Annotated in this window: 24 protein-coding genes; 4 read left to right on the top strand and 20 right to left on the bottom strand. The window is 42.5% G+C overall.

The window, feature by feature from the left end; genetic code table 11:
• Window positions 1-96: 96 nt before the first annotated feature.
• Together yqeH and QYG89_RS01865 are read right to left on the bottom strand one after the other, a co-directional pair.
• A complete protein-coding gene (gene yqeH / locus QYG89_RS01860; RefSeq protein WP_404314595.1) occupies window positions 97-1,185 on the bottom strand; it encodes a ribosome biogenesis GTPase YqeH in 1,089 nt (362 codons plus the stop codon).
• A 14-nt stretch (window positions 1,186-1,199) separates the two neighbouring features.
• Window positions 1,200-1,751 (bottom strand): YqeG family HAD IIIA-type phosphatase, encoded by a 552-nt coding sequence (locus QYG89_RS01865; protein ID WP_404313972.1) that lies wholly within the window; start codon window positions 1,749-1,751, stop codon window positions 1,200-1,202.
• 331 nt (window positions 1,752-2,082) lie between these two features.
• On the opposite strand from QYG89_RS01865, the gene sda reads away from it, so the two are divergent.
• Window positions 2,083-2,220, top strand: a complete 138-nt coding sequence (gene sda, locus QYG89_RS01870; protein WP_404313974.1) for a sporulation histidine kinase inhibitor Sda — start codon at window positions 2,083-2,085, stop codon at window positions 2,218-2,220.
• Window positions 2,221-2,272: 52 nt separating this feature from the next.
• Here the strand turns inward: sda and QYG89_RS01875 are convergent, their stop codons facing one another.
• The gene (locus QYG89_RS01875) at window positions 2,273-3,061 is read right to left on the bottom strand and encodes a phosphatidylserine decarboxylase (protein ID WP_404313976.1); all 789 of its coding nucleotides are present in this window, start codon (window positions 3,059-3,061) and stop codon (window positions 2,273-2,275) included.
• A 122-nt stretch (window positions 3,062-3,183) separates the two neighbouring features.
• Between QYG89_RS01875 and pssA the strand changes: the two genes are divergently transcribed.
• Together pssA and sigK are read left to right on the top strand one after the other, a co-directional pair.
• The gene (gene pssA / locus QYG89_RS01880) at window positions 3,184-3,723 is read left to right on the top strand and encodes a CDP-diacylglycerol--serine O-phosphatidyltransferase (protein WP_404313978.1); all 540 of its coding nucleotides are present in this window, start codon (window positions 3,184-3,186) and stop codon (window positions 3,721-3,723) included.
• A gap of 258 nt (window positions 3,724-3,981) precedes the next feature.
• Complete coding sequence (gene sigK, locus QYG89_RS01885) at window positions 3,982-4,692, top strand: RNA polymerase sporulation sigma factor SigK (RefSeq protein ID WP_404313980.1); 711 nt, start codon at window positions 3,982-3,984, stop codon at window positions 4,690-4,692.
• A 435-nt stretch (window positions 4,693-5,127) separates the two neighbouring features.
• On the opposite strand, the gene mtnN is transcribed toward sigK, so the two are convergent.
• On the bottom strand, window positions 5,128-5,823 hold the full coding sequence (gene mtnN, locus QYG89_RS01890; protein ID WP_404313982.1) for a 5'-methylthioadenosine/S-adenosylhomocysteine nucleosidase: 696 nt from the start codon (window positions 5,821-5,823) through the stop codon (window positions 5,128-5,130).
• Between the two features lie 301 nt (window positions 5,824-6,124).
• On the opposite strand from mtnN, the gene QYG89_RS01895 reads away from it, so the two are divergent.
• On the top strand, window positions 6,125-6,328 hold the full coding sequence (locus QYG89_RS01895) for a DUF2536 family protein (RefSeq protein WP_404313984.1): 204 nt from the start codon (window positions 6,125-6,127) through the stop codon (window positions 6,326-6,328).
• A 204-nt stretch (window positions 6,329-6,532) separates the two neighbouring features.
• Here QYG89_RS01895 and QYG89_RS01900 read toward each other — a convergent pair whose 3' ends face one another.
• From QYG89_RS01900 to mnmA, 16 genes are all read right to left on the bottom strand, one after another.
• A complete protein-coding gene (locus QYG89_RS01900; protein ID WP_404313986.1) occupies window positions 6,533-7,153 on the bottom strand; it encodes a DUF1510 family protein in 621 nt (206 codons plus the stop codon).
• 120 nt (window positions 7,154-7,273) lie between these two features.
• On the bottom strand, window positions 7,274-7,744 hold the full coding sequence (gene greA, locus QYG89_RS01905) for a transcription elongation factor GreA (protein ID WP_404314597.1): 471 nt from the start codon (window positions 7,742-7,744) through the stop codon (window positions 7,274-7,276).
• A 353-nt stretch (window positions 7,745-8,097) separates the two neighbouring features.
• Window positions 8,098-9,363, bottom strand: coding sequence for a peptidase U32 family protein (locus QYG89_RS01910; protein ID WP_404314599.1), 1,266 nt, complete (start codon window positions 9,361-9,363; stop codon window positions 8,098-8,100).
• Between the two features lie 113 nt (window positions 9,364-9,476).
• Window positions 9,477-10,406: a peptidase U32 family protein gene (locus QYG89_RS01915; protein ID WP_404313988.1), complete on the bottom strand. Its 930-nt coding sequence runs from the start codon at window positions 10,404-10,406 to the stop codon at window positions 9,477-9,479.
• A gap of 1 nt (window position 10,407) precedes the next feature.
• Window positions 10,408-11,052, bottom strand: a complete 645-nt coding sequence (locus QYG89_RS01920) for an O-methyltransferase (protein WP_404313990.1) — start codon at window positions 11,050-11,052, stop codon at window positions 10,408-10,410.
• Window positions 11,053-11,256: 204 nt separating this feature from the next.
• Entirely contained in the window at window positions 11,257-12,372 is a 1,116-nt protein-coding gene (mltG, locus tag QYG89_RS01925; protein WP_404313992.1) for an endolytic transglycosylase MltG, read from the bottom strand.
• Between the two features lie 236 nt (window positions 12,373-12,608).
• Entirely contained in the window at window positions 12,609-12,896 is a 288-nt protein-coding gene (locus QYG89_RS01930) for a DUF1292 domain-containing protein (protein WP_404313994.1), read from the bottom strand.
• Window positions 12,897-12,909: 13 nt separating this feature from the next.
• Entirely contained in the window at window positions 12,910-13,326 is a 417-nt protein-coding gene (gene ruvX / locus QYG89_RS01935) for a Holliday junction resolvase RuvX (RefSeq protein ID WP_404313996.1), read from the bottom strand.
• A 6-nt stretch (window positions 13,327-13,332) separates the two neighbouring features.
• A complete protein-coding gene (locus QYG89_RS01940; protein WP_404313998.1) occupies window positions 13,333-13,599 on the bottom strand; it encodes an IreB family regulatory phosphoprotein in 267 nt (88 codons plus the stop codon).
• Window positions 13,600-13,681: 82 nt separating this feature from the next.
• Entirely contained in the window at window positions 13,682-16,315 is a 2,634-nt protein-coding gene (gene alaS / locus QYG89_RS01945; RefSeq protein ID WP_404314000.1) for an alanine--tRNA ligase, read from the bottom strand.
• A 337-nt stretch (window positions 16,316-16,652) separates the two neighbouring features.
• Window positions 16,653-17,732: an AI-2E family transporter gene (locus QYG89_RS01950; protein ID WP_404314002.1), complete on the bottom strand. Its 1,080-nt coding sequence runs from the start codon at window positions 17,730-17,732 to the stop codon at window positions 16,653-16,655.
• A 492-nt stretch (window positions 17,733-18,224) separates the two neighbouring features.
• Window positions 18,225-18,413, bottom strand: coding sequence for a hypothetical protein (locus QYG89_RS01955; protein WP_404314601.1), 189 nt, complete (start codon window positions 18,411-18,413; stop codon window positions 18,225-18,227).
• A gap of 74 nt (window positions 18,414-18,487) precedes the next feature.
• On the bottom strand, window positions 18,488-20,878 hold the full coding sequence (gene recD2 / locus QYG89_RS01960; RefSeq protein ID WP_404314004.1) for an SF1B family DNA helicase RecD2: 2,391 nt from the start codon (window positions 20,876-20,878) through the stop codon (window positions 18,488-18,490).
• 12 nt (window positions 20,879-20,890) lie between these two features.
• Complete coding sequence (locus QYG89_RS01965) at window positions 20,891-21,553, bottom strand: tetratricopeptide repeat protein (RefSeq protein WP_404314006.1); 663 nt, start codon at window positions 21,551-21,553, stop codon at window positions 20,891-20,893.
• Window positions 21,554-21,890: 337 nt separating this feature from the next.
• Window positions 21,891-22,046, bottom strand: a complete 156-nt coding sequence (locus QYG89_RS01970; RefSeq protein WP_404314008.1) for a hypothetical protein — start codon at window positions 22,044-22,046, stop codon at window positions 21,891-21,893.
• Window positions 22,047-22,368: 322 nt separating this feature from the next.
• Entirely contained in the window at window positions 22,369-23,484 is a 1,116-nt protein-coding gene (mnmA, locus tag QYG89_RS01975) for a tRNA 2-thiouridine(34) synthase MnmA (RefSeq protein ID WP_404314010.1), read from the bottom strand.
• Window positions 23,485-23,497: the final 13 nt, after the last annotated feature.

The following is a 23,497-nucleotide window of genomic DNA, read 5'->3' on the forward strand; positions in this document are numbered from 1 at the left end:
TTCGCTGCCGCTCCTGCGGGGTCTCCCGTGGACACGCTTTTCCCGCACGCAGGAGTCTCGCACCTTCCGTTCCAATCAACAAATCAACGATAGCCTTTAAATTAAAGATCTCCGCAGAAAAACACTGACTCCTTTTGGTACATAAGCAGCTACTTTGGCACCTGGTTCATTGATCGTCACCCAGCCAAGTCCAGAAAAGACTACATCCATTTTTCCTTCTTTCACCATAAATTCATGGCGGACAAGCTCTGGAAACTCTTCTATCTCTTCTCTTCGCGGCGGAGTGAGCAATTCTCCAGCATGCATACTATATAATTCATCCGCTTTTTCCAGCTTCGTCCGATGAATCATTAATTCATTCGATACATGACAGGTGAAGGATCGACGGCCGCCTGAAAGATAGTCAAAGCGGGCAAGACCGCCAAAAAACAAAGTTTGCTGTTCGTTCAGCTGAAAGATTTTTGGCTTAATTTCTTTTTTAGGTGTAATGTATTTCAAGTCTTTCTTATCTACAAAGTGGGCCATTTGATGATGATTAATAATCCCTGGTGTATCCACGAGAAAATGGCCATCATCAAGTGGTATTTCGATCATATCAAGTGTTGTGCCCGGGAAGTGAGAAGTAGTAATGACATCTTTTTCCCCTGTCACTTCTTTAATAATTCGGTTAATAAACGTTGACTTGCCCACATTTGTACATCCGACTATGTAGACATCTTTCCCTTTTCGATGATAATCGATCGCTTGTATGGCTTCTCCTATAGACTCTCCTTTAGCCGCACTGACGAGCAGCACATCGACCGGTTTTAAGCCAAGTTCTTTCGCTTCCTGTTTCATCCAATTAATTAACTTGTTCTTTTTCACTGATTTAGGAAGAAGATCGACTTTGTTGCCAATTAGAAGAACGGGGTTGCTTCCGGCAAAACGATGCAGCCCCGGAAGCCAGCTGCCGTTAAAATCAAAAATGTCGACGATTTTAACAATTAAACTGTCCGTTTGTCCAAGTGTGTTTAAAATCTTTAAGAAATCATCATCTGTTAAAGAAACATCCTGCACTTCATTATAATTCTTTAAGCGAAAGCAGCGCTGGCAGACAACCGCTTCCTTTTCAAGGGCGGAAGCCGGCGCATAGCCAAGTCCTTTTGGATCTTCCGTCTGTACGTCGATGCCGCACCCTGTACACATAATTTTTTCGTTATTCACTTATTTTCCTCCCATTGAATTAAACCTTTTCGTTTAAAAAAATTCATGATTCTCCGTTCAATCCGGCGGTTGAATTTTGTCCAAAAACCGTCAGTCTGTGCGACCGGCACGACTAAAATGGTGTAAAAACCATTGCGATTGCCGCCAAATATATCTGTCAGCAGCTGATCGCCGATCACAACGGTCTCTTCCTTCTTGACACCTAATATTTTTACCGCTTGACGAAACGCCCTGCCCATCGGTTTACGGGCTTCAAAAATATACGGAATATCAATTGGATGAGAAAACGTGCTGACACGTTTTTTATTATTGTTAGAAACAATCAGCACCTTAATGCCTGCCTCTCTCATTTCCTTGAACCATTCTAATAATTCTGGTGTTGCATCCGGACGGTCCCAGGCAACGAGCGTATTATCTAAATCGGTAATAATCGCTTTTATTCCTCGGGCTGTCAAATCCTGCGGTGTAATATGAAAAATACTTTTAACATGCTTGCTCGGTAAAAATTTCTTTAACAATACCCTGCACCCCGTTCTTTCCGCTTTCATTGCTTTTATCATAGCGGATTTTGGCTATTGTGACAAAGCAAAACATATAACGCCAAGTTTTTACTTTTATAAATATACCAAAAAATTTTTCGACATATTTTTAATTTTTTTATTGTGGATAACTTTATACACATTATCCTTCTAGCTTTTGGCTATTTTTTATCACTTAAACACAACCTGTCCACAATTTATCCACGTCCTTCTGTGGATAAAGGAACACTTGTTCTTTTTGTTTATATTTAGTAAAGTGAGGTAGTAAGATACTTCAACCTAACATCCTATGCAACTTTACTAATTATAGACCATTTAATTTACTGGAGGTGAACGATTAATGAACCGCCTTTCAGATGACTTACTCTTAGAAACTTATACGAAAGCTTGTAAACTTGGCCTTAGTCGTGACTTTATCTCATTAATTGAAGATGAATTAAAAAAGAGAGCCCTCTATCATCAAGTAAAAGCATGCTAATAAAAAGCACTCGCTCAAGCAGTGCTTTTTTTTATTGTCAACAAAGTTTATTTTAAACACTCTTAATCAATGTACCGATTTTTTCACCGACTTTTACCTCACACGGAATGGTCAATTGTTCATTTAATTTAAACGTATCCGGCTCAAATAAAAGAACAACTGTGGAACCGAAGTTGAAGTAAGCTACTTCTTCCCCCTGCTTCCATACTGACCGATCGTGAGAACGTTCAATCGAGTTAATAAACATCGCTCCTACTTTCACTACAGCCATGTTTCCCGAATCAAATGCAAGTTCAGTTATATCGCGGTAGTTCTTCGAAAGCGGCGCCTTGCCATATTTTAGCCCATATGCATTTACCGGATAGGAATACCTGCCTAGTGTCCATTCATCCACTACACGCCCATCAATGGGGCTGTGAATCCGGTGATAGTGGCTCGGACTTAAATAAAGAACGAGAAACGTGCCTTTTTCGTAGCTGGCCGCTTTTTCACGGCTTCCAAGCATTTCGGTGACAGAATAAGACTTTCCTTTTACAACAATCTCACAGCCGCCCATAATTGATCCTGCCTCTGCAAGCACAGCATCCACAGGGCTGACAACGTGTCTATGCCCGTAATGAATTGTTCTTGCTTCAGGCAACAGCTCACGTATAAAAAAATCATGAAGCGTCCGATAGTTCTTCACTGAATGAGCCATTTCCTTTTCATTCACCCGATAAATCTTTATAAACGAGCGAATCATCGGCTTGCTTAAGGAAGAGCTTGTGTATCGTCGAATGAGCCAGGATGACCATCTTTTATTTGTTAACTCGATCAAAAAACGATATAATTGCCGTCGCACAATGTAACCTCCAAAAAAATTTAAAACTTCATCCACTTTATGGTATAATAGATCATCGCTAAAATATTATTATATAATAAACTATCAGCAGATTTCCTGCTAAATCCGAGGAGAGTGTAAATTTGTTTATTTCTCAAGTGATAGATACCACAATTAAGAAAGTAAAAGCGCAAACTGCCAATGTGCTGACATTAGGTAATTTAGCTTTAGGCGGCTTTTCCATCTTAATGACGATGCATGGACAATATCATCTTGGCCTGCTGCTTATTTTTGTCGCTGCTTTAGCTGATCGATTTGATGGAATGATCGCCCGCAAATTGAATATCGAATCTGAACTTGGCAAGCAGCTGGATTCTATGTGTGACATTATTTCATTTGGAGTCGCTCCTGCTTTGCTGCTTTATACAGGTATTTTATCTGAATTCGGCTTCCCAGGCTCATTCTTCACTGTTTTCTATATCGGCTGTGGAGCTTTCAGGCTAGCTCGCTTCAACATCTCTGAAAACAACGGTTACTTCCACGGACTTCCAATCACAGCAGCCGGATGCCTGCTTACACTCAGCTATTTAACCATCCCTTATTTACCAATGCCGTCATTTATGGTCATCATTATCTGTTTATCTTTATTAATGGTCAGTCCATTCAAACTAAAGAAAGTGTAAAGCCCCCAGGAACCCCCTGGGGTTATTTTAATTTCAATGTAACCATTCATTCCTCTTCCTATTTACCGCCACTCTTGACTGCACTGTAAACAAAAGTGTCAGCCGCTTACCAGAGAGCTCCTTGTCCACGTTCTCTATTCTTCCCATACTGTAGTTTATTCACGCTTTAAAATCTGAAATATGGAGGGGACAGGCAAATCTTGCGCTTTCCTTTCATACACTTAGACAATAGCGGATTTACAGAAAGGAGGCTGGCTGATGTTCAGCATTCTTGCTGCTTTGTCATACGCCGTAAAAGAATTGCTTTTTTTCGTGTCATACGTAAAAAACAATGCCTTTCCCCAGCCGCTGTCCCCCGCAGAAGAAAAACTATACTTAGAAAAAATGGCGGAAGGCGACATGGATGCGCGCAACAAATTGATCGAGCACAACCTCCGGCTCGTTGCGCATATCGTCAAAAAGTTTGAAAATACCGGAGAAGATTCGGAAGATTTAATTTCTATCGGCACAATTGGTTTAATTAAAGGTATTGAAAGCTATTCAGGCGGAAAAGGCACGAAACTTGCCACTTACGCGGCTCGATGTATCGAAAATGAAATTTTAATGCATTTGCGCGCTTTAAAGAAAACGAAAAAGGATGTATCTCTTCAAGATCCGATCGGCCATGACAAAGAAGGGAATGAAATTAATCTGCTTGATATTTTAAAATCGGAAGATGAAGATGTACTTGAGCATATTTTGCTGACCATCGAACTAAAAAAAGTGTTAAAATTTATGAAAGTACTCGATGAACGGGAACAGGAAGTGATCATCGCCCGTTTTGGATTAAACCAAAACGAGGAGAAAACACAACGTGAAATTGCCAAGGAACTTGGCATTTCACGCAGTTATGTATCACGCATTGAAAAACGCGCCCTCATGAAAATGTTTCACGAATTTTATCGAGAAGAAAAAGGTCATGGAAATTAAAGATCTAAAAAACCGGCCTAGAGCCGGTTTTTTCTGAAAAGTAATATTTGCTTTTCGAGAACGATCATGCGCCTGTTCTGCTCCAAGTGAAAGAACATCTGCCTGTCGGAGCAGAGCAGGCGCTTCCGCTTTTCTTCTGTCTAGCTGCAGCGCCTTGCTCCTCGGGTCAAATAACCTTCGCTCAATGAAGTCAAAGGGCGACTTCTTTGAGCAAAGAACATTTGCCTGTCGGAGCAGAGCAGGCGCTTCCGCTTTTCTTATTAATCAATTGTGATGGAGACTAGTACACCCATAATCGTAGCAAGCAGCAATCCCATAATCATCATGACCATCATTCTTCACTCCTTACGTACTCGTGAAAGCTATTTACTATATAATGTACCACAAATTAGAGAATCTGTAGCACCGTTTTCACAAATTCTTCACACTTTACTGTTAGGCCAATTGATCAACGATGCTCATAACAAAGTTAGCAGAATGGCGGGCGGCCTTCGGCAGGAACTGTTCAAATGAAATATTAGATTCCTTGCCGGCAATATCTGAAATTGAGCGGATAATAACGAATGGTACACCGAATTGATGAGCGACTTGTGCAATGGCCGCTGCTTCCATTTCAACGGCCTGAAGCCCTTCAAATTTCTTTCCTATTGAAAGTACACGTTCCGGGTCGTTCATAAACGAATCACCTGTTGCAATCAATCCTTGGACAACCTGTACCTCCTTTTCTTCTGCAATACAGCCTACAGCAATATCAATCAGCCTTTCATCGGCTTTAAAAGCCGCGGGCAGCTGAGGTACTTGACCATATTCATAGCCAAATACCGTCACATCGACATCGTGATGACGAACTTCCGTAGAAATCACCACGTCACCAACGTTTAATTTCGGATCAAGTCCTCCGGCTGACCCCGTATTAATGACAGCATCTGGTTTAAAATGGTGCAGCAAAATAGCAGTTGTCATCGCCGCATTCACTTTTCCAATACCAGATCTCAGCAAAACAACCTCCGCACCATTGAGTGTTCCTGTTGTAAATTCACTATTAGCGATCGTTTCTACTTGGCGATTTTCCATTTTTTCACGCAAAATAACTACTTCTTCTTCCATTGCCCCAATAATTGCTATTTTCATTAGTGAGTCCTCCATTTTCTTCACATTTACCTGTTTCATTCTAGCACTTTTTCCATTGAATCGCTTGCCCGTTTTTTCGTTTATTGCTTTTCTGAACGAGAAAATCCAGACGGACACAGTTCACCTTTAAACAAGGATGAAAAGTTGTGCTAAGCAAGAGATGACTTGTACCACCTCTGCCGTCCGCAGTATACTATATTAATGAGAGTACCGTCTATTAGAGCTGCCAGCTTTAAGCGAAAGAAGACAGCTCACCACATGTACATAAAAAGTATGATTTCAACTTGAAGGGAGTAAATCCATGTTGTTTCAACTCGATTTAATTGAAGATAAAATTGAACTTTTTGAAGCGGGCGACCTCGTTTCATTGGAAAAAAAGATCGCCGAAAAAGTTGAACAAAACCGGGCAATCCTCCTCGGCGTTCATTCCGTCTCTCACCAAATGCAAATCGACACAGACGGACGCAGACACTATTCAGCAGTCGTTCACTTTAAAATGAAATAAGAAAAGAAAAGCGGAAGCGCCTGTTCTGCTCCGACAGGCAAATGTTCTTCCCCCAAAGAAGCCGCTCTTTGACTTCATTGGGGGAAGGTTATTTGACTCGAGGAGCTAGGCGCTGCAGCTAGACCAAAGAAAAGCGGAAGGCAGCCGCTTAGAATCAGCAAAAAAGTAAAGGGGACTCGCGATCACGCGAATCCCCTTTACCGTTTAACGGCCTTTATCATTGTGTTTCAGCTTATATACTTTAGTCGGTTTCCAGCCTTCACCGTCCACCCAGCTAATATATACACGGTAGGCATCATTCTTGTCACTTTTCGGGGAAACCGTTCCAATGGCTCCCTTTGGCCCGTCTCCGCTAATGTACCATACAGTCATTTCTTCTTGTGGAATACCTGTTGCATACGATAAGGCAGCCGTTTTTTCTTGCCAATCGACTGAAGACGTATCGAATGAAGACGTATGCTGACCGGATTGTGAAGTACCAGCCCCCGTCCAGTTGGGATTAGTAATTTCTTTCTCAACGTTCGGCTCGTCGCTTTCTTTTTCAACGACTGCTTCCTGCTCGTCCTTTTCCTCTTCTTCTTCTTCCACTTGAGAAGTCGTGTCTGCTTCTATATCAGCCGGCTGTTCATCTTCTTCGTTACCTGCAGGCTGCTGCGTTTCTTCCTTCTTTACTGGCGGCTGCGATACTTCTTCTTTTTCACCACCAGAAAAAATGGTAAAGCCGACAATAATGATTAAAAGAACGACCACCGCAATGGCAGTATTTAAGATTCGGTTTGTTTTTCTTCGTTTAGATTTTCTTCCTGCACGTGTTGACTGTGCCATGATACAACTCCTTTCTCTTTGGCATCATTCTACATTTTATCATGACTTCGTTGGAACATGAAGCCATTTTGATTGAAAAAAGCGCTAAAGGCCTATCCCTTTAACGCTTTTTGAATTTAATTATTTAATTGAGACAATTTTCACTTTCATTTCTCCACCAGGTGTTTGCACGACAACTTCATCGTTTACTTCCTTGCCGAGCAAGCTCTTCGCGATCGGGGAATCGTTTGAAATCTTGCCTTCAAACGGATCAGCTTCAGCACTTCCGACAATCGTATATGCTTCTTCTTCTCCATCAGGCAGCTCAACAAAAACGACCGTTTTTCCTAAAGAAACAACATTGCTGTTGTCCTCTTCAATGATTTCTGCATTGCGGATCATCGCTTCAATTGTACCAATGCGCCCTTCAACAAAGGCTTGTTCTTCTTTTGCTGAATCGTATTCAGAGTTTTCCGATAAATCACCGAAACTGCGGGCAATTTTAATTCTTTCTACTACCTCTTTACGTTTCACTGTTTTTAAATATTCCAGTTCCTGCTCTAGCTTTTCTTTCCCCTCTTTGGTCATAGGATATACTTTTTCTGTTGACAAGTCCCTTCCACTCCTTTTCATCTCGCGTCTTCCTTCATAAAGGAAAACAAATAAACATGAGCAGGCTGCCTCGTTTGAAGCAGCTATTGACGTACTCATATATAGCGAAAGCATTTTCCCCTATATATGAACGCACCGCAAGTCCGCTCCAATGATTGAGACAGCCTTTGTTTTTAAAAGATTATGTCTGTTTCATAAAAAGATACTATAAAATAACGGTTTATTCAAGAACTGTTTAGATTTTTGTTTCCACTAGATGAACACACTCTTACAAATGTCACTTCACCCTGCTCCTTTAACAGGAGCCGGCCATACAGGATTTCCTTCCGCCGGCCGGCCCTTAGCCATACATGTTACACAAGTTCTTTCCGCATCATATTATTCGGATACACTGGTTTTTCTGTTTTAAAACGAACAATTTGCAGCGGGTGACGAGCCGCATCTAATTCATTTCCTTTTTCGTCCCAAACCCTATTAACCTTCTGTTTGAAGTTAGTGATTTCCGGACCGAAAAATTCGATTTCGTCTCCAGGACGGAAGAAATTCCGCTGCTGTAAAGTCACCATTTGCGTTTCCTCATTGTAGTCGAGAACAAGACCCGCAAAGTCATGAGACGCTTTTTTGCCATGAACACCAAACAACTGCTCTTCCATTCCTGGTGTGCCCGCAAAGAAAGCTGGAGCTGCTGGGCGATTCGCACACTTTTCAAGTTCGTCGAGCCACTCCTGCTTAATTTGAAAGTTTTCCGGGTCAGCACAGTACGCATCAATGACTTGACGATATACGCTAACGACAGTAGCAATATAATGGATCGATTTCATCCTGCCTTCGATTTTTAAGCTGTCAATACCTAGTTCAATCATCTGTGGAATGGATTCAACAAGCTTTAAATCTTTCGGGCTCATCGCAAACGGGGAATCTTCTTCAGAGAATAATGCCTGCTCTCCATTTTCCTCTAAAGAATAAAGATCATAGTCCCAACGGCATGACTGGCAGCACCCGCCACGGTTCGAATCACGAGCAGTCATATGGTTACTGAGCACACAGCGGCCTGAGTAAGCTATACACATAGCTCCGTGAATAAATGTTTCTATTTCAATATCCACTTTCTCTTTCATTTCACGCATTTCTTCACCAGTCGTTTCACGAGAAAGAACGACACGGTGCAGTCCTTCTTCTTTCCAATACTGAACGGCACGCCAGTTAGACAAAGATTGCTGGGTGCTCAAATGCACCTCGACTTTCGGTGCCACACGGCGGCACGTCTCGATAATAAGCGGGTCGGCTACAATAATTCCGGTAATGCCAGCTTCCTGCAGTCCGCGCAAATAGTCTTCTAGACCTTCCATATTTTCATTATGAGCATAAATATTTGTTGTCACGTATATTTTCGCTCCGTATTTCTCAGCAAATTCCACCCCTTTTTTCATTTCCTCAAGTGTGAAGTTGCCGGCATTTGAACGTAGACCGTATTCTTGGCCACCGATATACACAGCATCTGCTCCATAATGAATGGCAATTTTTAATTTTTCAAGCGTGCCGGCCGGTGCCAAAAGTTCTGGTTTTTTTACAATGACTCTTTTGCCATCCACGATAGTTGAAATATTATCATTTCTGATCGCATCCACGATTGTTCCTCCTTTTTTAATGTCTTTGTTAAACTTGTCTGTTGATTTCCGCAGGGGTTCCGCGTCTTTCGCTCCAATCAACAGTAGTCATTAACATAGCTTTTTTAATAGACCGTCTCTTTAAAGTAAAAGCCTGTATCTAATGGACGATGTTCTGGCTGCATCGCTTCCACTTTTTCTAACAGATCTTCTTTTACGTCTTCATATTCTTCCGGATGGTCTGAGCATAAATCAATCGCTTGACGGTAAAATTTTGTTACGTCAAGCAAATATTCTGGTGAATGAAGCAGGCCGTCAATTTTGAAGCTGTCAACCTCTGCCTCGATAAGGTCTGCAAGTTCATCAATGATACAGATATCGTTCGGGCTCATAATGTGAGTACCATTTTTATCTTCAAAAATTGGGTACTTATTGTTACGTTCTTCATCATATAAAAGCATATTTTTGGCTTCTTTGCGATTTTCAATTTCCATTACTTTTCCTTGGTATTCAAAATAATGACCTAAAAGCGGCCGTTTAGACTGAAACATACATGTCATGCCATGTACTTGCACTTCAATCGCTACTTCGGCATTCTCTTTTATTTCAATCACAGCATCCATGCTTAATTCACGAGCAAGAACAGCCCTTACCGCTCCACGCTGTCCCCAGTAGTTGCAAGTAAAATAGTTCGTAGCCGTTGTTTCTGTGTTCCAGTGCAGCGGCATGTCTGGAGCAGCCGCTCGGACGGACATTAAGACAGCCGGATCGCCAAAAATAATTGCATCGGCACCCGCTTCTTTAACAAAAGCAACATAATCATCTAGTTCATTAGCGATTTCATTATGAAAGATCGCATTCATCGCCACGTATACTTTCTTTCCTTTCGTATGGGCAATCTCGATCGCTTGTTTCACGTTCTCTCGATTAAATTCTCCTGCCAAGCGTAATCCGTACCGCTGTTCTCCAACGACAAATGCATCAGCGCCTGCTTCGGCAAGCAGCTCGATTGACTCCACATTATGTGGCGTGACGAGCAATTCTGGTTTTTTCATGTTACTCTCCACCTCTTTTACGGCTGATAGCCAATCCGTCTCCAACCGGAATAATTGCTGTATCGAAGTCTGGGTGATTCATCAGCCACTCATTGTAAGATTGAATTTTTTTTACTAAATTGTTGATACGTTTTGATTCAGCTGGTATTCCAGCAACGTAGCCTTTAAATAAAACATTGTCCGTATAGACCGTTCCATTCGTTGTTAAAAAGGCTGAATAGCTTTCGAAAAATTTTGTGTACTGTCCTTTCGCTGCATCAATAAAGATAGCATCATACGGCCCTTTTTCTCCTGCTTCCGCTGCTAATTCAAGGGCATCCCCGAATAGGACAGTCACCCGGCTTTTGTTACCTGAGCGGCTAATATAATCAATCGCCTGCTGATAACGCTGTTCATCCCGCTCGATCGTGACAATCTCCACATTTGGAAGAGCCTGAGCCATTCGCAAAGCAGAATAACCAATCGCTGTGCCAATCTCTAAAATTCTTCGCGGCTGCTGGATACGCATAATTTGCAGCAACGCTTCGATTCCAGCCGCCTCCATAATCGGGACACCTTGCTCCCGGGCAATGGCTTCCATTTCCGAGATAAGGCCTGAACGGTCTTTAATTAATGATTCTATATACTTATGGATAATGTTGTCCATGACATTCCCCTTATTTATAAAGTGATTCACAGCCTTCAAACGTTTCATTTCCTAAATAACAAGAAAAAGAAGAAAGCCTATCAGCTTTCTGCTTGTTTATCCTTTATTCATCTTTCTTTCCTGAAAAACACTTGAACTATTTTACCACAACAGAGAAAGAAAAGCGATGTTTCTCTCATAAAACGCTAGTTAGAACCGTTTTTGCTACCTTTGTTTATCGTGATAACTCGTAATATATTTTTCCTTCAGTTTGTTATGTTCTTCCAATGTTTTCGTGTAATACACATCTCCTGACGGCGAAGCAAGAAAATAGAGGAATTCCGTGTCTTCCGGATTTAAAGCCGCTTCCATAGATGATATACCACTATTGCCGATCGGTCCTGGTGTTAACCCTTTCACCTTATAAGTGTTGTACGGCGATTCAACTTTTAAGTCCTCATAAAGTACGCGTTTTTTATGCTTGCCCAGCGCATAAAGCACGGTGGGATCTGTTTGCAGCGGCATATTAATGGCTAAGCGATTGTAAAACACACTAGATATTTTGCGGCGATCTGCTTTTTCAGTCGCCTCTTCTTCAATTAAAGAAGACATCGTCAGCAATTGATGAACGGTCATTTGTTTGGCCGCCATAGATGTCCGATACTGCACGAGCACACTATCCGTTTTTTTAAGCATGTCTTCCACTATTTCTTTGACCGGCTTCTCCTTGCTTCCATAATGATAAGTGGCTGGATATAAATAGCCTTCAAGCGGATATTTAATGTTTTTAGCTAATATTTCTTCTGTCAACAGCTCAGGATATTTCGTCATCATTTCCTTAATAAAGGATTGATCATTCATCAATTGGAAAATCTCATTTGCCGGCCGGCCTGTTTCTTTGCTTATAATAGCAGCAATTTGTGTCAGCTGATACCCTTCTGGAACCGTCAGCTTCACTTCACCTTGGCCGATCACTTTTCCCGTTTTCAAACTGCGAATCAGTTCATCCATTGTCATACTCGGTGTAAATGTATATTCTCCGGCTTGCAAATTATCTTCATCTTTATATTTTACATAGTACTTAAAGATTTCTGCGTTTTTAACAATGCCCTTTTTCTCCAGCTGCTCTGCAATTACCGATAAGCTGGAGCCGATCGGTATGTTTACCTGTACAGGCTTGTGGTTTGATTTGTTCACAGGTTCAAGTGCAGATTGAACAAACCAATAAACACCTGCTGCCAGTCCGCCAATGATGAGAAAAATTGAAACAAAGGCAAACAATATCGCTTTTCTCAAACGCCTCTTTTTCCCAGGCGTTTGGATATATGACTGTTTCGACATAAACCTACTCCCTTCAACAAATACCGAGCCTTTCTTCGCTTTTTTATTATACTATATCTCATAAAAAAAAGAATCGGGAAGCCCCCGATCCTTTTTTCTCAAAGATAGGAAAATATATACTTTTCTAGTTCCAGCAAGCTGATCAGCTCCAGCACACAGCTCTTTGAAAGTAGAAAAGCCGCTTTCTATATGGCTGAAATATGCTGCCTCAAATCTGTCAGCACTAGTGAGAATGCTTACTCTTCCTCTTCTTCATCAAGGAACGTATTTAACATTTCTTCGATTAATTCCCATTCTTCATCGGATTCGATCGGCTGAAGTTCACCATCTTCTCCGTCTTCTCCAGGAATGAACGCAGAAGCATGAATTTCAATTTCTTCATTATCATCTTCTTCTGCTCCAACAGGGAAGTAAAGCACGTATGACTTTTCGAAGTCATCCGAATCAAACGTGAAAAGCACTTCGCATAATTGCTCATTTCCATTTTCGTCAATAATTGTAATTTGTTTTTCTCCGTGATCCATTTTATCCACCTCATTATTTTTGGCTGTCCAAGAACCCTTGCAGAATCATCATGGCGGCCATTTTATCGATTACTTTTTTACGCTTTTTACGGGTAACGTCTGCTTCGAGCAGCACTCTTTCCGCTGCCATCGTTGTCAGCCGCTCGTCCCAAAGTACAACTGGCAGCGAAAAGCGCTTTTCCAGCCTTTTAGCAAAGCTTTTAGAAGCTTCTCCCCGCGGACCTATTGTATTATTCATATTCTTAGGAAGCCCGACAACAAATTTTTCAATTTCATATTCTTCACACAGGCTTTCAATGCGTCTTAAACCGAAATCCTGCTTCTCTTCATTGATACGAATAGTTTCAATGCCTTGTGCAGTCCAGCCTAATTCATCGCTGACAGCGACGCCGATCGTTTTCGAACCGACGTCTAACCCCATTACTCTCATAAATATTTATTCCTCTCGGCGCTGTTTTAAATACGTTTTTACAAGCTCTTCAATGATTTCATCACGCTCAAGCTTGCGGATCAAGTTACGCGCATCATTATGCCGTGGAATATAAGCAGGATCTCCAGAAAGCAAATAGCCAACGATTTGGTTAATTGGATTATATCCTTTTTCCCGCAGAGCTTCATGTACTTTAAAAAGCACCTCTTCTACATTCTGCTCAAACGGTTCTTCGGAAAAATTAAATTTCATCGTTTGATCAAAAGAGCTCATTAATAGCACCTCGCTTTAGGCTTGAAAGTGAAAACTCTCTTTTGTACAAGTTATTTCCATTGTACAATAAATTTTCATGGAATCAAATGGATTTGATCCACTCTTCCACAAAATTGAGTGCTTCCTCTGTTTTTGCCGGATCCTTTCCTCCCGCCTGTGCCATATCTGGGCGTCCGCCTCCACCTCCACCGCAGCGTGAAGCGACTTCTTTGATCAGCTTGCCGGCATGGTATCCTTTCTCCACTAAATCTTTTGTTACAGCAGCAATGATGTTTACCTTATCCTCTGTTGGTGCAGCAAGAACGATGATACCTGAATCAAGGTTTTGTTTCAATTCATCTGCCATTGAACGTAAATTGTTCATATCGGCCGCTTGAACGCGGACAGCGAGAAACTTCACTCCATTCGCTTCCTGCACACGGTCAAGCAGACTTCCTGCTTCTATGTTAGACAACTTTTGGGAAAGCGATTCATTTTCGCGCTGCAGCTCTTTTATTTCGGCCTGTAAGCTGTCCACTTTTGCAACGATATCTTTCGGGTTCGCTTTCAGCTTGTTGGCTGCTTCTTTTAATAAAGCAGCCTGGTTGTTTAAAAATTCATATGCCGCTTCTCCAGTAACTGCTTCAATACGGCGCGTACCAGCTCCAATGCCGCTCTCAGAAACAATTTTAAACAAGCCGATCATAGACGTATTCGGCACATGACAGCCGCCGCACAGCTCCAAACTGTAATCTCCAACAGATACAACGCGGACAATGTCACCATATTTTTCGCCAAACAGCGCCATCGCTCCCATCTTCTTCGCTTCAGCAATCGGCTTTTGAGCGATATTAACAGACAGACTATGCCAAATTTTTTCATTGACGATCGCTTCGATTTCCTCTATTTCCTCAGGCGTCACCTGCCCAAAGTGAGAAAAGTCAAAACGAAGACGCTCAGGTCCAACGAGGGATCCTGCCTGATTAACGTGTGTTCCTAATACGTCTTTTAATGCTTGATGAAGAAGGTGAGTAGCCGTATGGTTTTTAATAATTTTCGTCCGGGACGAGGCATCAACGCGGGCAGTTACTTTTTGTCCGTTTGTCAATTTTCCGCTTTCGATAACAACGTGCTGCACATGTTGTCCGTTTGGCGCTTTTTTAACATCTTGAACAGCCGCACGTCCATGCTCCGATTCGATCATTCCTTTATCAGCGATTTGCCCTCCGCTTTCCGCATAGAAAGGTGTTTGACTTAAAATAAGCTGCACCGCTTCACCAGCCTGTGCCTCTTCCACTATTTCACCGTTAGCAATGATCGCTTCTACTGTTGCTTCAGCGGTTAATTCATCGTACCCTGTAAATTCGCTTGCCACTTTAATGTCACCAAGCACACCGCCTTGCACCTGCATGGAATCCACATCTTGGCGGGCCGCACGAGCGCGTTCTCTTTGATTCGTCATTTCCTTTTCAAAACCTTCGTGGTCTACTTTCATGCCTTCTTCTTCAGCATACTCTTCTGTCAGCTCAACTGGAAAACCGTATGTGTCATATAAACGGAACACATCTGCACCTGCGATCGTATCTGAACCGTTATTTTTAGCTGTTTGAATCACAGCAGATAAAATGGCCAGACCTTCATGCAATGTTTCATGGAAACGCTCTTCCTCATTTTTAATGACACGCTGGATGAATTCCTGCTTGGCTTTCACTTCAGGGTAAAAGTCATTCATGATCTCACCGACAACCGGTACGAGCTCAAACATAAACGGGCGGTTAATTTCTATTCTCTTCGCATAACGGACTGCTCGGCGCAGCAGGCGGCGCAGTACATATCCACGTCCTTCATTCGACGGAAGCGCTCCATCTCCTACTGCAAAAGCAACCGTACGAATGTGATCGGCAATGACTTTAAATGCTTCATCTTTTTCAGCGTCCTTCCGATATTTCTCTCCAGAAATAACTTCTGTTGCTTCAATAATCGGCATAAATAAATCTGTATCAAAGTTCGTCGGTACTTCCTGCATAACGGAAGCCATCCGCTCAAGTCCCATTCCTGTATCAATGTTCTTCTTTGGAAGCGGTGTGTATGTACCATCTGGGTTATGATTAAATTGAGAAAATACAAGGTTCCAAATTTCTAAATAACGCTCATTCTCTCCACCTGGATACAATTCCGGATCATTTTCATCATTTCCATACGACTCGCCCCGATCGTAAAAAATTTCTGTATTTGGTCCGCTTGGCCCTTCACCAATATCCCAGTAGTTTCCTTCTAAACGGATAATCCGCTCTTCAGGCAAGCCGACTTCCTTATGCCAAATCGCAAATGCCTCATCGTCTTCCGGATGGATTGTAACAGACAACTTCTCTGGCTCAAGAGCCATCCACTTTTCATCTGTTAAAAATTCCCACGCCCAATGAATTGCTTCTTTTTTAAAGTATTCACCGATCGAGAAGTTTCCAAGCATTTCGAAAAACGTATGGTGGCGGGCTGTTTTCCCGACATTTTCAATATCATTCGTTCGAATGGATTTTTGAGCGTTCGTGATGCGCGGATTTTCAGGAATCACCCGGCCATCAAAATATTTTTTCAATGTTGCTACACCGCTGTTGATCCACAACAAGCTTGGGTCTTCATGCGGAACGAGCGGTGCGCTCGGCTCTACGCGGTGATGTTTCTCCTGAAAGAACTCTAAAAATTTCTGACGAATTTGTGCGCCAGTCAAAGACTTCATTTGTCATTCCTCCTAATCTAATGATAAAAAATAACATTTTATTTTCAGGCAACAAAAAAAGCCCCACTCCCTGGACAGGGACGAAGCTTCTCGCGGTACCACCCTGATTATGAACTAGTCTCGCCAATTCATCTCTCAAATGCCTTAACGCGGCAGACGGCAGGGATTAACTGCTCTCCGGACTAGCTTTCCGTTATCCTTCACCCGGAGTTTCTTCCAGCCATGGAAACTCCTCTCTGACGCGCTTAGCACTCGGGCGGTCTATAACATACTCGATCCATCATTGATTTATATTTGTTGAGATATATCGAATTATAAAAAACTTTAGATGTGTTTGTCAACGAGGGACTTTTTGCAGGCGGACTTTTACACGTCTTTCTGCGGCAAAGGCTGCTTTGAAAATAATGAGAACCGGCACAGCAACAATTAGGCCAAAAACGCCTCCTGCTTCGCCTCCAATGAGCAGCGCCCCAATAATAAATAGCGGGTGCAGGTGTACACTTTTCCCAACAATCCATGGGGACAGCACGTTTCCTTCGATAAACTGTAATATAAATACGATAATGGCTGTGTAGATCGCCATTTGTACAGACATTGTCAGGGCAACAAAAATAGCCGGCACTGCTCCAATAATTGGTCCAAAGTATGGAATCACATTCGTTAAACCAATAATGAGCCCGAGTAAAACAGCATATTTTAGCCCAATAAACGTAAATAGCAAAGCAGATGCTGCCCCTGCTAAAAAACAGACGAGGAGCTGCCCCCTAATGTAGCCTCCAAGCGAACAATCTAATTCATTCACGAAACGCAGCGCCCGTGACCTCCATTTGCTTGGAGTGAGCTTCCACGCCGCCTTCTTTACACGATGGATGTCTTTCAAGAAATAAAAAGCAATAAACGGCACAATTGCCAGCAGCAACAAAAAATTAACCATTTTCATCAGTGTATTCATAAATACTTCTACGAGACTGGAAAGCCAGCGCTCAAAACTAATAATTTGATTGTGAATCTTTTCCTGCACCCCATCCGGCCAGTTCAGCGTTTCTACCTCAAGAGCAATGATTTGTTCTTCATATAACCGTGAAAGTTCAGGAGCACTTTGTGATAACTCCCTCAGCTGATTGATAAATGCCGGTATCCCTTTAAATAAACTGATGCCAATGATACCAAAAAACAATATATAAATGAGTACAATAGCTATCGTTCGTGAAACACCCCGCTCGACCATTTTTTCTACGAGCGGATGCAGCAAATAGGCAATGAATCCGCCTAATAAAAATGGCATCAGACTGAACGCTAAGCCACGAAACAATGGACTAAGCAGCGGGCTTAACAAATAGAGCACATATATGGATAATAACGTCAAAAGCCCTGCACATGCCCAATAAATCCACTTTAACTTCAATTTACTTTCCATCGGACCCAACATCCTTTGACAAACTATTTTGTCTAGTTTGCGGCTGGATGCGGCATATTTATTCATGATTAGCAAAAGAAAGGGAGAACACGTAGAAAATATGATTAAAATTTCGGTTTTGTTGAATAACTAGAGAAATGTGTAATCAACTCTTGAAAAAAAGCTTGTGAAGGGAAGAGGTCTTCACAAGCCTTTTTCGATTTTGCCTAACTGTCAGGGCAGAACAGGCGCTTCCGCTTTTCTTATATCCAGCTCCAGCGCCTTGCCCCTCGAGGTCAAATAACCTTTTCCCCATGAAGTCAAAGAGCGACTTCCTCGGGAAAAGGTTATTTGCTTATCGGGGCAGAACAAGCGCTTCCGCTTTTCTTGTCTAGCTCCAGGCGCCATCGGCTCGAGGTCATAAGCCAATCCGTCCAGAAGGTTAAAGAGCAACCTTCCAGCTGGCTTGTCTTATGCTTGTCGCCGATAAGCGGACGTCTTCCCCTTTTCTTTTTACCCCATTCTTCTTTGATCTTCTTCGAACAGGTCGTTTAGGGAACTTAGGGAGCCGTCTTCTTCTACTTGGTGGACGGAGATAATGTTTTGTTCAATGGAGAGTTCAATGAAGCAGTTCCAGCAGTAGTATTGGGTTGTACCGATTTTACCGAGATCTTTGCTTTTACAGTTCGGACACGTAATCATGGGCGTCACCTCGCACATTTTTCCTTTTTGGCAAACAGGTTGCCCGGATCCGCCCATTTTTATACATTTTGTCCTTATAAAAAATCGTAAGGTGTAATGTCTTCCATGCCGATCATCGGATCGATGGCAGTGATCGTTTCTTCTGTCAGCAAGATGGAATCCCCTGTTTCGTCGTCTAGAACATGATCCACCAGGGTTTTAAGCAATTTTTCTTTTAATGATGTTTTACGTTCGAGGTCATCATTGCGTTCAATCCCAATACGAAATGCTTCTTCTTCTCCGCACAAAATTAAAAATTGTTTACTGCGCGTGATAGCAGTATAAAGAAGATTACGCCGCAGCATCCGGTAATAGCTCTTAACGACTGGCAAAATGACGATGGGAAATTCGCTTCCCTGCGATTTATGAATCGAACAGCAGAAAGCATGGGTAATCTGATTTAAATCCTGCCTCGTGTATGTAACTTCGTTTCCTTCGTATGAGACAATGACCATGTCTTGCTTTTCTGTATTTTCTTTAGCGAAGAAGATAGACACCACTTCTCCGATGTCCCCATTGAAAATGTTTTGTTCCGGCTGATTGACGAGCTGAAGCACCTTATCACCGATCCGATAATGAACGTCTCCAAAGTCAATCTGTTTTCGGGAACCATCCGGATTCGCATTGAAGATTTCCTGCAAAATTTCATTGAGACGATCGATACCGGCTGGTCCTTTATACATCGGCGCAAGCACTTGAATGTCTTTTGCCGTAAATCCTTTCTTTATCGCACTAGTTACGACTTGCTTCACTACATCGGGAATTTGCTGAATGCGGCAGGCTATGAATGAACGGTCCTTTTGCTGCTTCGTTAACTCGGATGGCAGGAGTCCGTTCTTAATTTCATGGGCCATTTCTATGATGCTGGACCCCTCCTCCTGCCGGTAAATATCCGTCAACTTCACAGTCGGAATCACTCCAGACGCAAGCAAATCTTTCAGTACTTGGCCGGGTCCAACAGATGGAAGCTGATCTTCATCACCTACAAGCACCACTTGCATATCATCCGGCAAAGCTTTAAATAGCTGATGGGCAAGCCACGTATCGACCATCGATGTTTCATCAACTATGAGCAGGCGCCCTCTGACTTCACGGCCTTCGTCCTCTTCCATCGTCTCCTGGCCATTAAAACCAAGCAGGCGGTGAATTGTCACTGCGGGCAGTCCCGTAGATTCCGCCATCCGCTTTGCTGCCCGTCCGGTCGGCGCCGCAAGTTTAATCGGAAAAACCTCGTCTTTTCCATATGATTTATGATCGAGCGAACAGCCATGGAGTTCCGAATACAGCTCAACAATCCCTTTGATTACCGTTGTCTTTCCAGTGCCGGGTCCTCCCGTCAACAGCATCACCGGAGACATAAGCGCTGTTTGAATCGCTTCTTTTTGGGAAGGAGCGTATTGTACGCCTATCCGTTCCTCTAACTTTCCGAGCGCCAGTAAAAATTCTGACTCCGGAAATTGATCCTCATACTCTGTCTGTTCAAGCAGACGCCCGATATTCGTTACGAGTCCTTTTTCTGAAAAATATAAAGAAGGCAAAAATACACGTTGCTCTTCGCCAATGACTTTCCCCTCTTCTTCAAGAGCAATCAGCTGTTTGGCGATCGCTTCAAAGGCCACTTGTCCTTTTCCGCTTTTTTCGAGAAGCGCTTTTACTCCTTTCAACAGCGGTTCTACCTCTAAATAACAGTGCCCTTCCTGCATGCATTGTTGTTCCATTGTAAATAAAATGCCTGCCTTCAACCGGTCCGGATGCTCACCATGAATGCCAACCTGCGCCCCAAGCTCATCCGCCCGTCCGAAGCCGATCCCTTCCACATCTTCTACAAGCTGATATGGATTTTTCTGAATGTTTTCGATCGCCTGCTGCTGGTAAGCCTGATAAATCTTCATAGAAAGCTGCGGCCCAAAACCGTACTGGTTAAGAGCGACCATCACCTGCTCCAGCCCTTGATGTTCAAGAAGAGCAGCATGCAGTTTTTGTGCTTTTTCAGCGGTCAAGCGCGGCACGTCTTCAAGTACAGCAGGATTATCCAAAATCTTCAAAATCGCTCCCTCACCGAGCGTTTCTACGATCATTTCCGCCGTCTTTTTCCCAATTCCTTGAAACAACCCACTCGATAAATACGTCATAATTCCCTGCTTCGTCTGCGGGATCTCTTTTTGGGCATGGCGCGCATGAAACTGGCGGCCAAATTTCGGATGTTCCTTAAATTGGCCATAAAAAGTGTATACTTCTTGTTCATGAATTTGTGGAAAATAGCCGGTGACAACTGCTTCTTTTTCCTCGTATGTGTCATTTGTCTCAGTGACGCGGATACGCATCACCGAATAAAAGTTTTCTTCATTATGGAAAATCGTCACGAGGTGACGGCCCTTCACATACTTTTCCCCGTTTGTGAACAAATCCATTGACTCTTGTTCCATGGAGAACACTCCTTACTTTTTCTTGGCTTTTTCAATCATTTTCTTTCCGTACCCAGCAAGCATATGATCCGGCTGTATTTCAAGTGCACGATTGAACATTGTCATTGCTTTTTCCGCGTCTTCCAAATGTCCGGCATAAGCAACCCCAAGATTGTAATGAGCATCCGCATGCCCTGGATCTTCCTCAATCACTCTCTCCAGCTGACGGATCGCTTCATCATAAGATTTCGCCTGCGCTAAAGCGAGTCCGAATTGAAAGCGCGCTTCCGTATCCGCTTCATTTAATTCAACGGCGCGCTGTAAATATGGCAGGGCAAGCAGCGGCTGATCAAGCTGTACAAGTGTCATGCCAAGCATGAAAAATGCATCACTTTCTTCAAGACCAGACTTTACCGCTTGTTCAAACTCACGGCAAGCCTCCTCTAACCGTTCTTGTTCGTAATAAAATGTACCGATAGCATAATGGGCCGCTCCGGCTGCTGGATCCAGCTCAATCGCTTTTTTATAAAACCTTTCCGCCCGTTCAAGCTCGCCAACAGCGGAAAGAACATGGCCAAAATTAATATAAGCCGTCGGGTCATTCGGCGCCTCTTCAATCCGTTCCGAAAATAACTTTAGAGCCTCTTCCACTTTTCCTTGCTGCAAATATTCAATACCTTGTAAGTTTTTATCCATGGGACACCTCTATCATTATATTTATCAAAATTATACCATAGAGCGGAAAAATCTTAACTGCAAGACAAAACGCTTCAAAGAAAAATAAACAAAGACGGAACCATCATACTATTTTGTTAGGGGATTACTGCATGGAAGACAAAGAAATGACCATCCTTTTATTTTCAGAAGCATACTGAATAAGGATGGTCTTTTTATATTATTCTCTTAACTTGATAACTATGGAATGAATCTCTTAAAGACAACACGTGTTATAAAACAAACCTGCTGAAGAAAGGGATATTATACCAAAAAATTAATGAACGTTCATTCAAAAAATCCCCACAACAAATTTAAATTATTGCACGCCAACGAAACAATCGTCATTAAAGTAAACAACTTCAGTTAAAATTTTGTAACCTTGGATTTTCTCTAATGCACCTTTGGCCTCTTTTTCAGTATCAAACTCAAACATCTTAACATTACTTCTGGAATAAGCAGTGATTACCCACACAATAAAGTTCCTCCATTTTAAAAGTTCTTTTTTGTTATTTGATCAATCTATTCATGATTGGAACTAATATTAACATATAAATACTCCTTATGACAATACATAAATAATACTTATTAAACTTTTTATCTGTTAGTTTAATATGGATCAAATAAGCTGACTGATTCCATCTTTAATAGACTGTATATAGGGGTCTGACACTGTGTTAAAAAAAAACAGCAGCACAAACCATGGGCATGGTTTGTGCTGCTAAGATTAGAAAATTTGCACTTATGGCAAATAAAAGGCAGACTGCTAATAGCATCTCTTTTTTTAATTCACTTCATCAGCCGACATATGTCAGGCGTTCTCCATTTTTAAAGACTTGATCAATCGTAGCGCCCCCAAGACATTCCTCACCATCATAAAAGACGGCGGCTTGTCCCGGTGTGATGGCCCGGACAGGTTCATGAAAATCAACTTTCACTTTCCCGCCTTCCAGCACATGCACAGTTACTTTGTTGTCCTGCTGGCGATAGCGGAATTTCGCTGTACATTCAAACGACTGCGACTTTGGCTTGTTCGACACCCAGCTGACATGATCAGCAATCAAGGAGTCTGAATACAAAAGATCGTTGTGGAACCCTTGATCCACATAGAGAACATTTTTTTCTAAGTCTTTTCCTACGACAAACCATGGCTCCCCTGATCCGCCAATGCCAAGGCCATGACGCTGACCGATTGTATAGTACATCAGCCCATCATGACGGCCTTTTACTTCACCAGCCATTGTCGTCATTAGTCCAGGCTGTGCCGGCAAGTAACCGCCCAAAAACTCTTTAAAATTACGCTCACCGATAAAACAAATACCGGTGCTGTCTTTTTTTGCTGCTGTCGCGAGATTCGCTTCCGCAGCGATTTCACGGACGCGTTTTTTATCAATATCGCCAATTGGGAACAACACTTTCTCCAGCTGATCCTGCTGCAGCTGGTTCAAAAAGTAAGTCTGGTCTTTGTTTTGGTCAAGACCGCGGAGCATTTTCACTTCTTCACCACTATGGTCTACTCTTGCATAGTGGCCCGTCGCAAGATAATCCGCACCAAGACTAACAGCATGCTCTAAAAAAGCTTTAAACTTAATTTCTTTATTGCACATGACGTCCGGGTTCGGCGTGCGGCCTGCTTTATATTCATCTAGGAAGTAAGTAAATACTTTGTCCCAATATTGCTTTTCAAAATTGACGGCATAATAAGGAATACCGATTTGATTGCACACACGTATGACATCATTGTAATCCTCTGTTGCTGTGCAGACGCCTAACTCATCTGTATCATCCCAGTTTTTCATAAAAATGCCGATGACATCGTAGCCCTGCTCCTTTAATAAAAGGGCCGCAACCGAAGAGTCCACACCGCCGGACATACCGACAACCACACGGGTATCTTTCGGTGCTTTCTTCATTCTGTCCACTCTC

The organism is Bacillus lumedeiriae (assembly GCF_044891285.1).
Lineage (GTDB): Bacteria > Bacillota > Bacilli > Bacillales > Domibacillaceae > Pseudobacillus > Pseudobacillus lumedeiriae.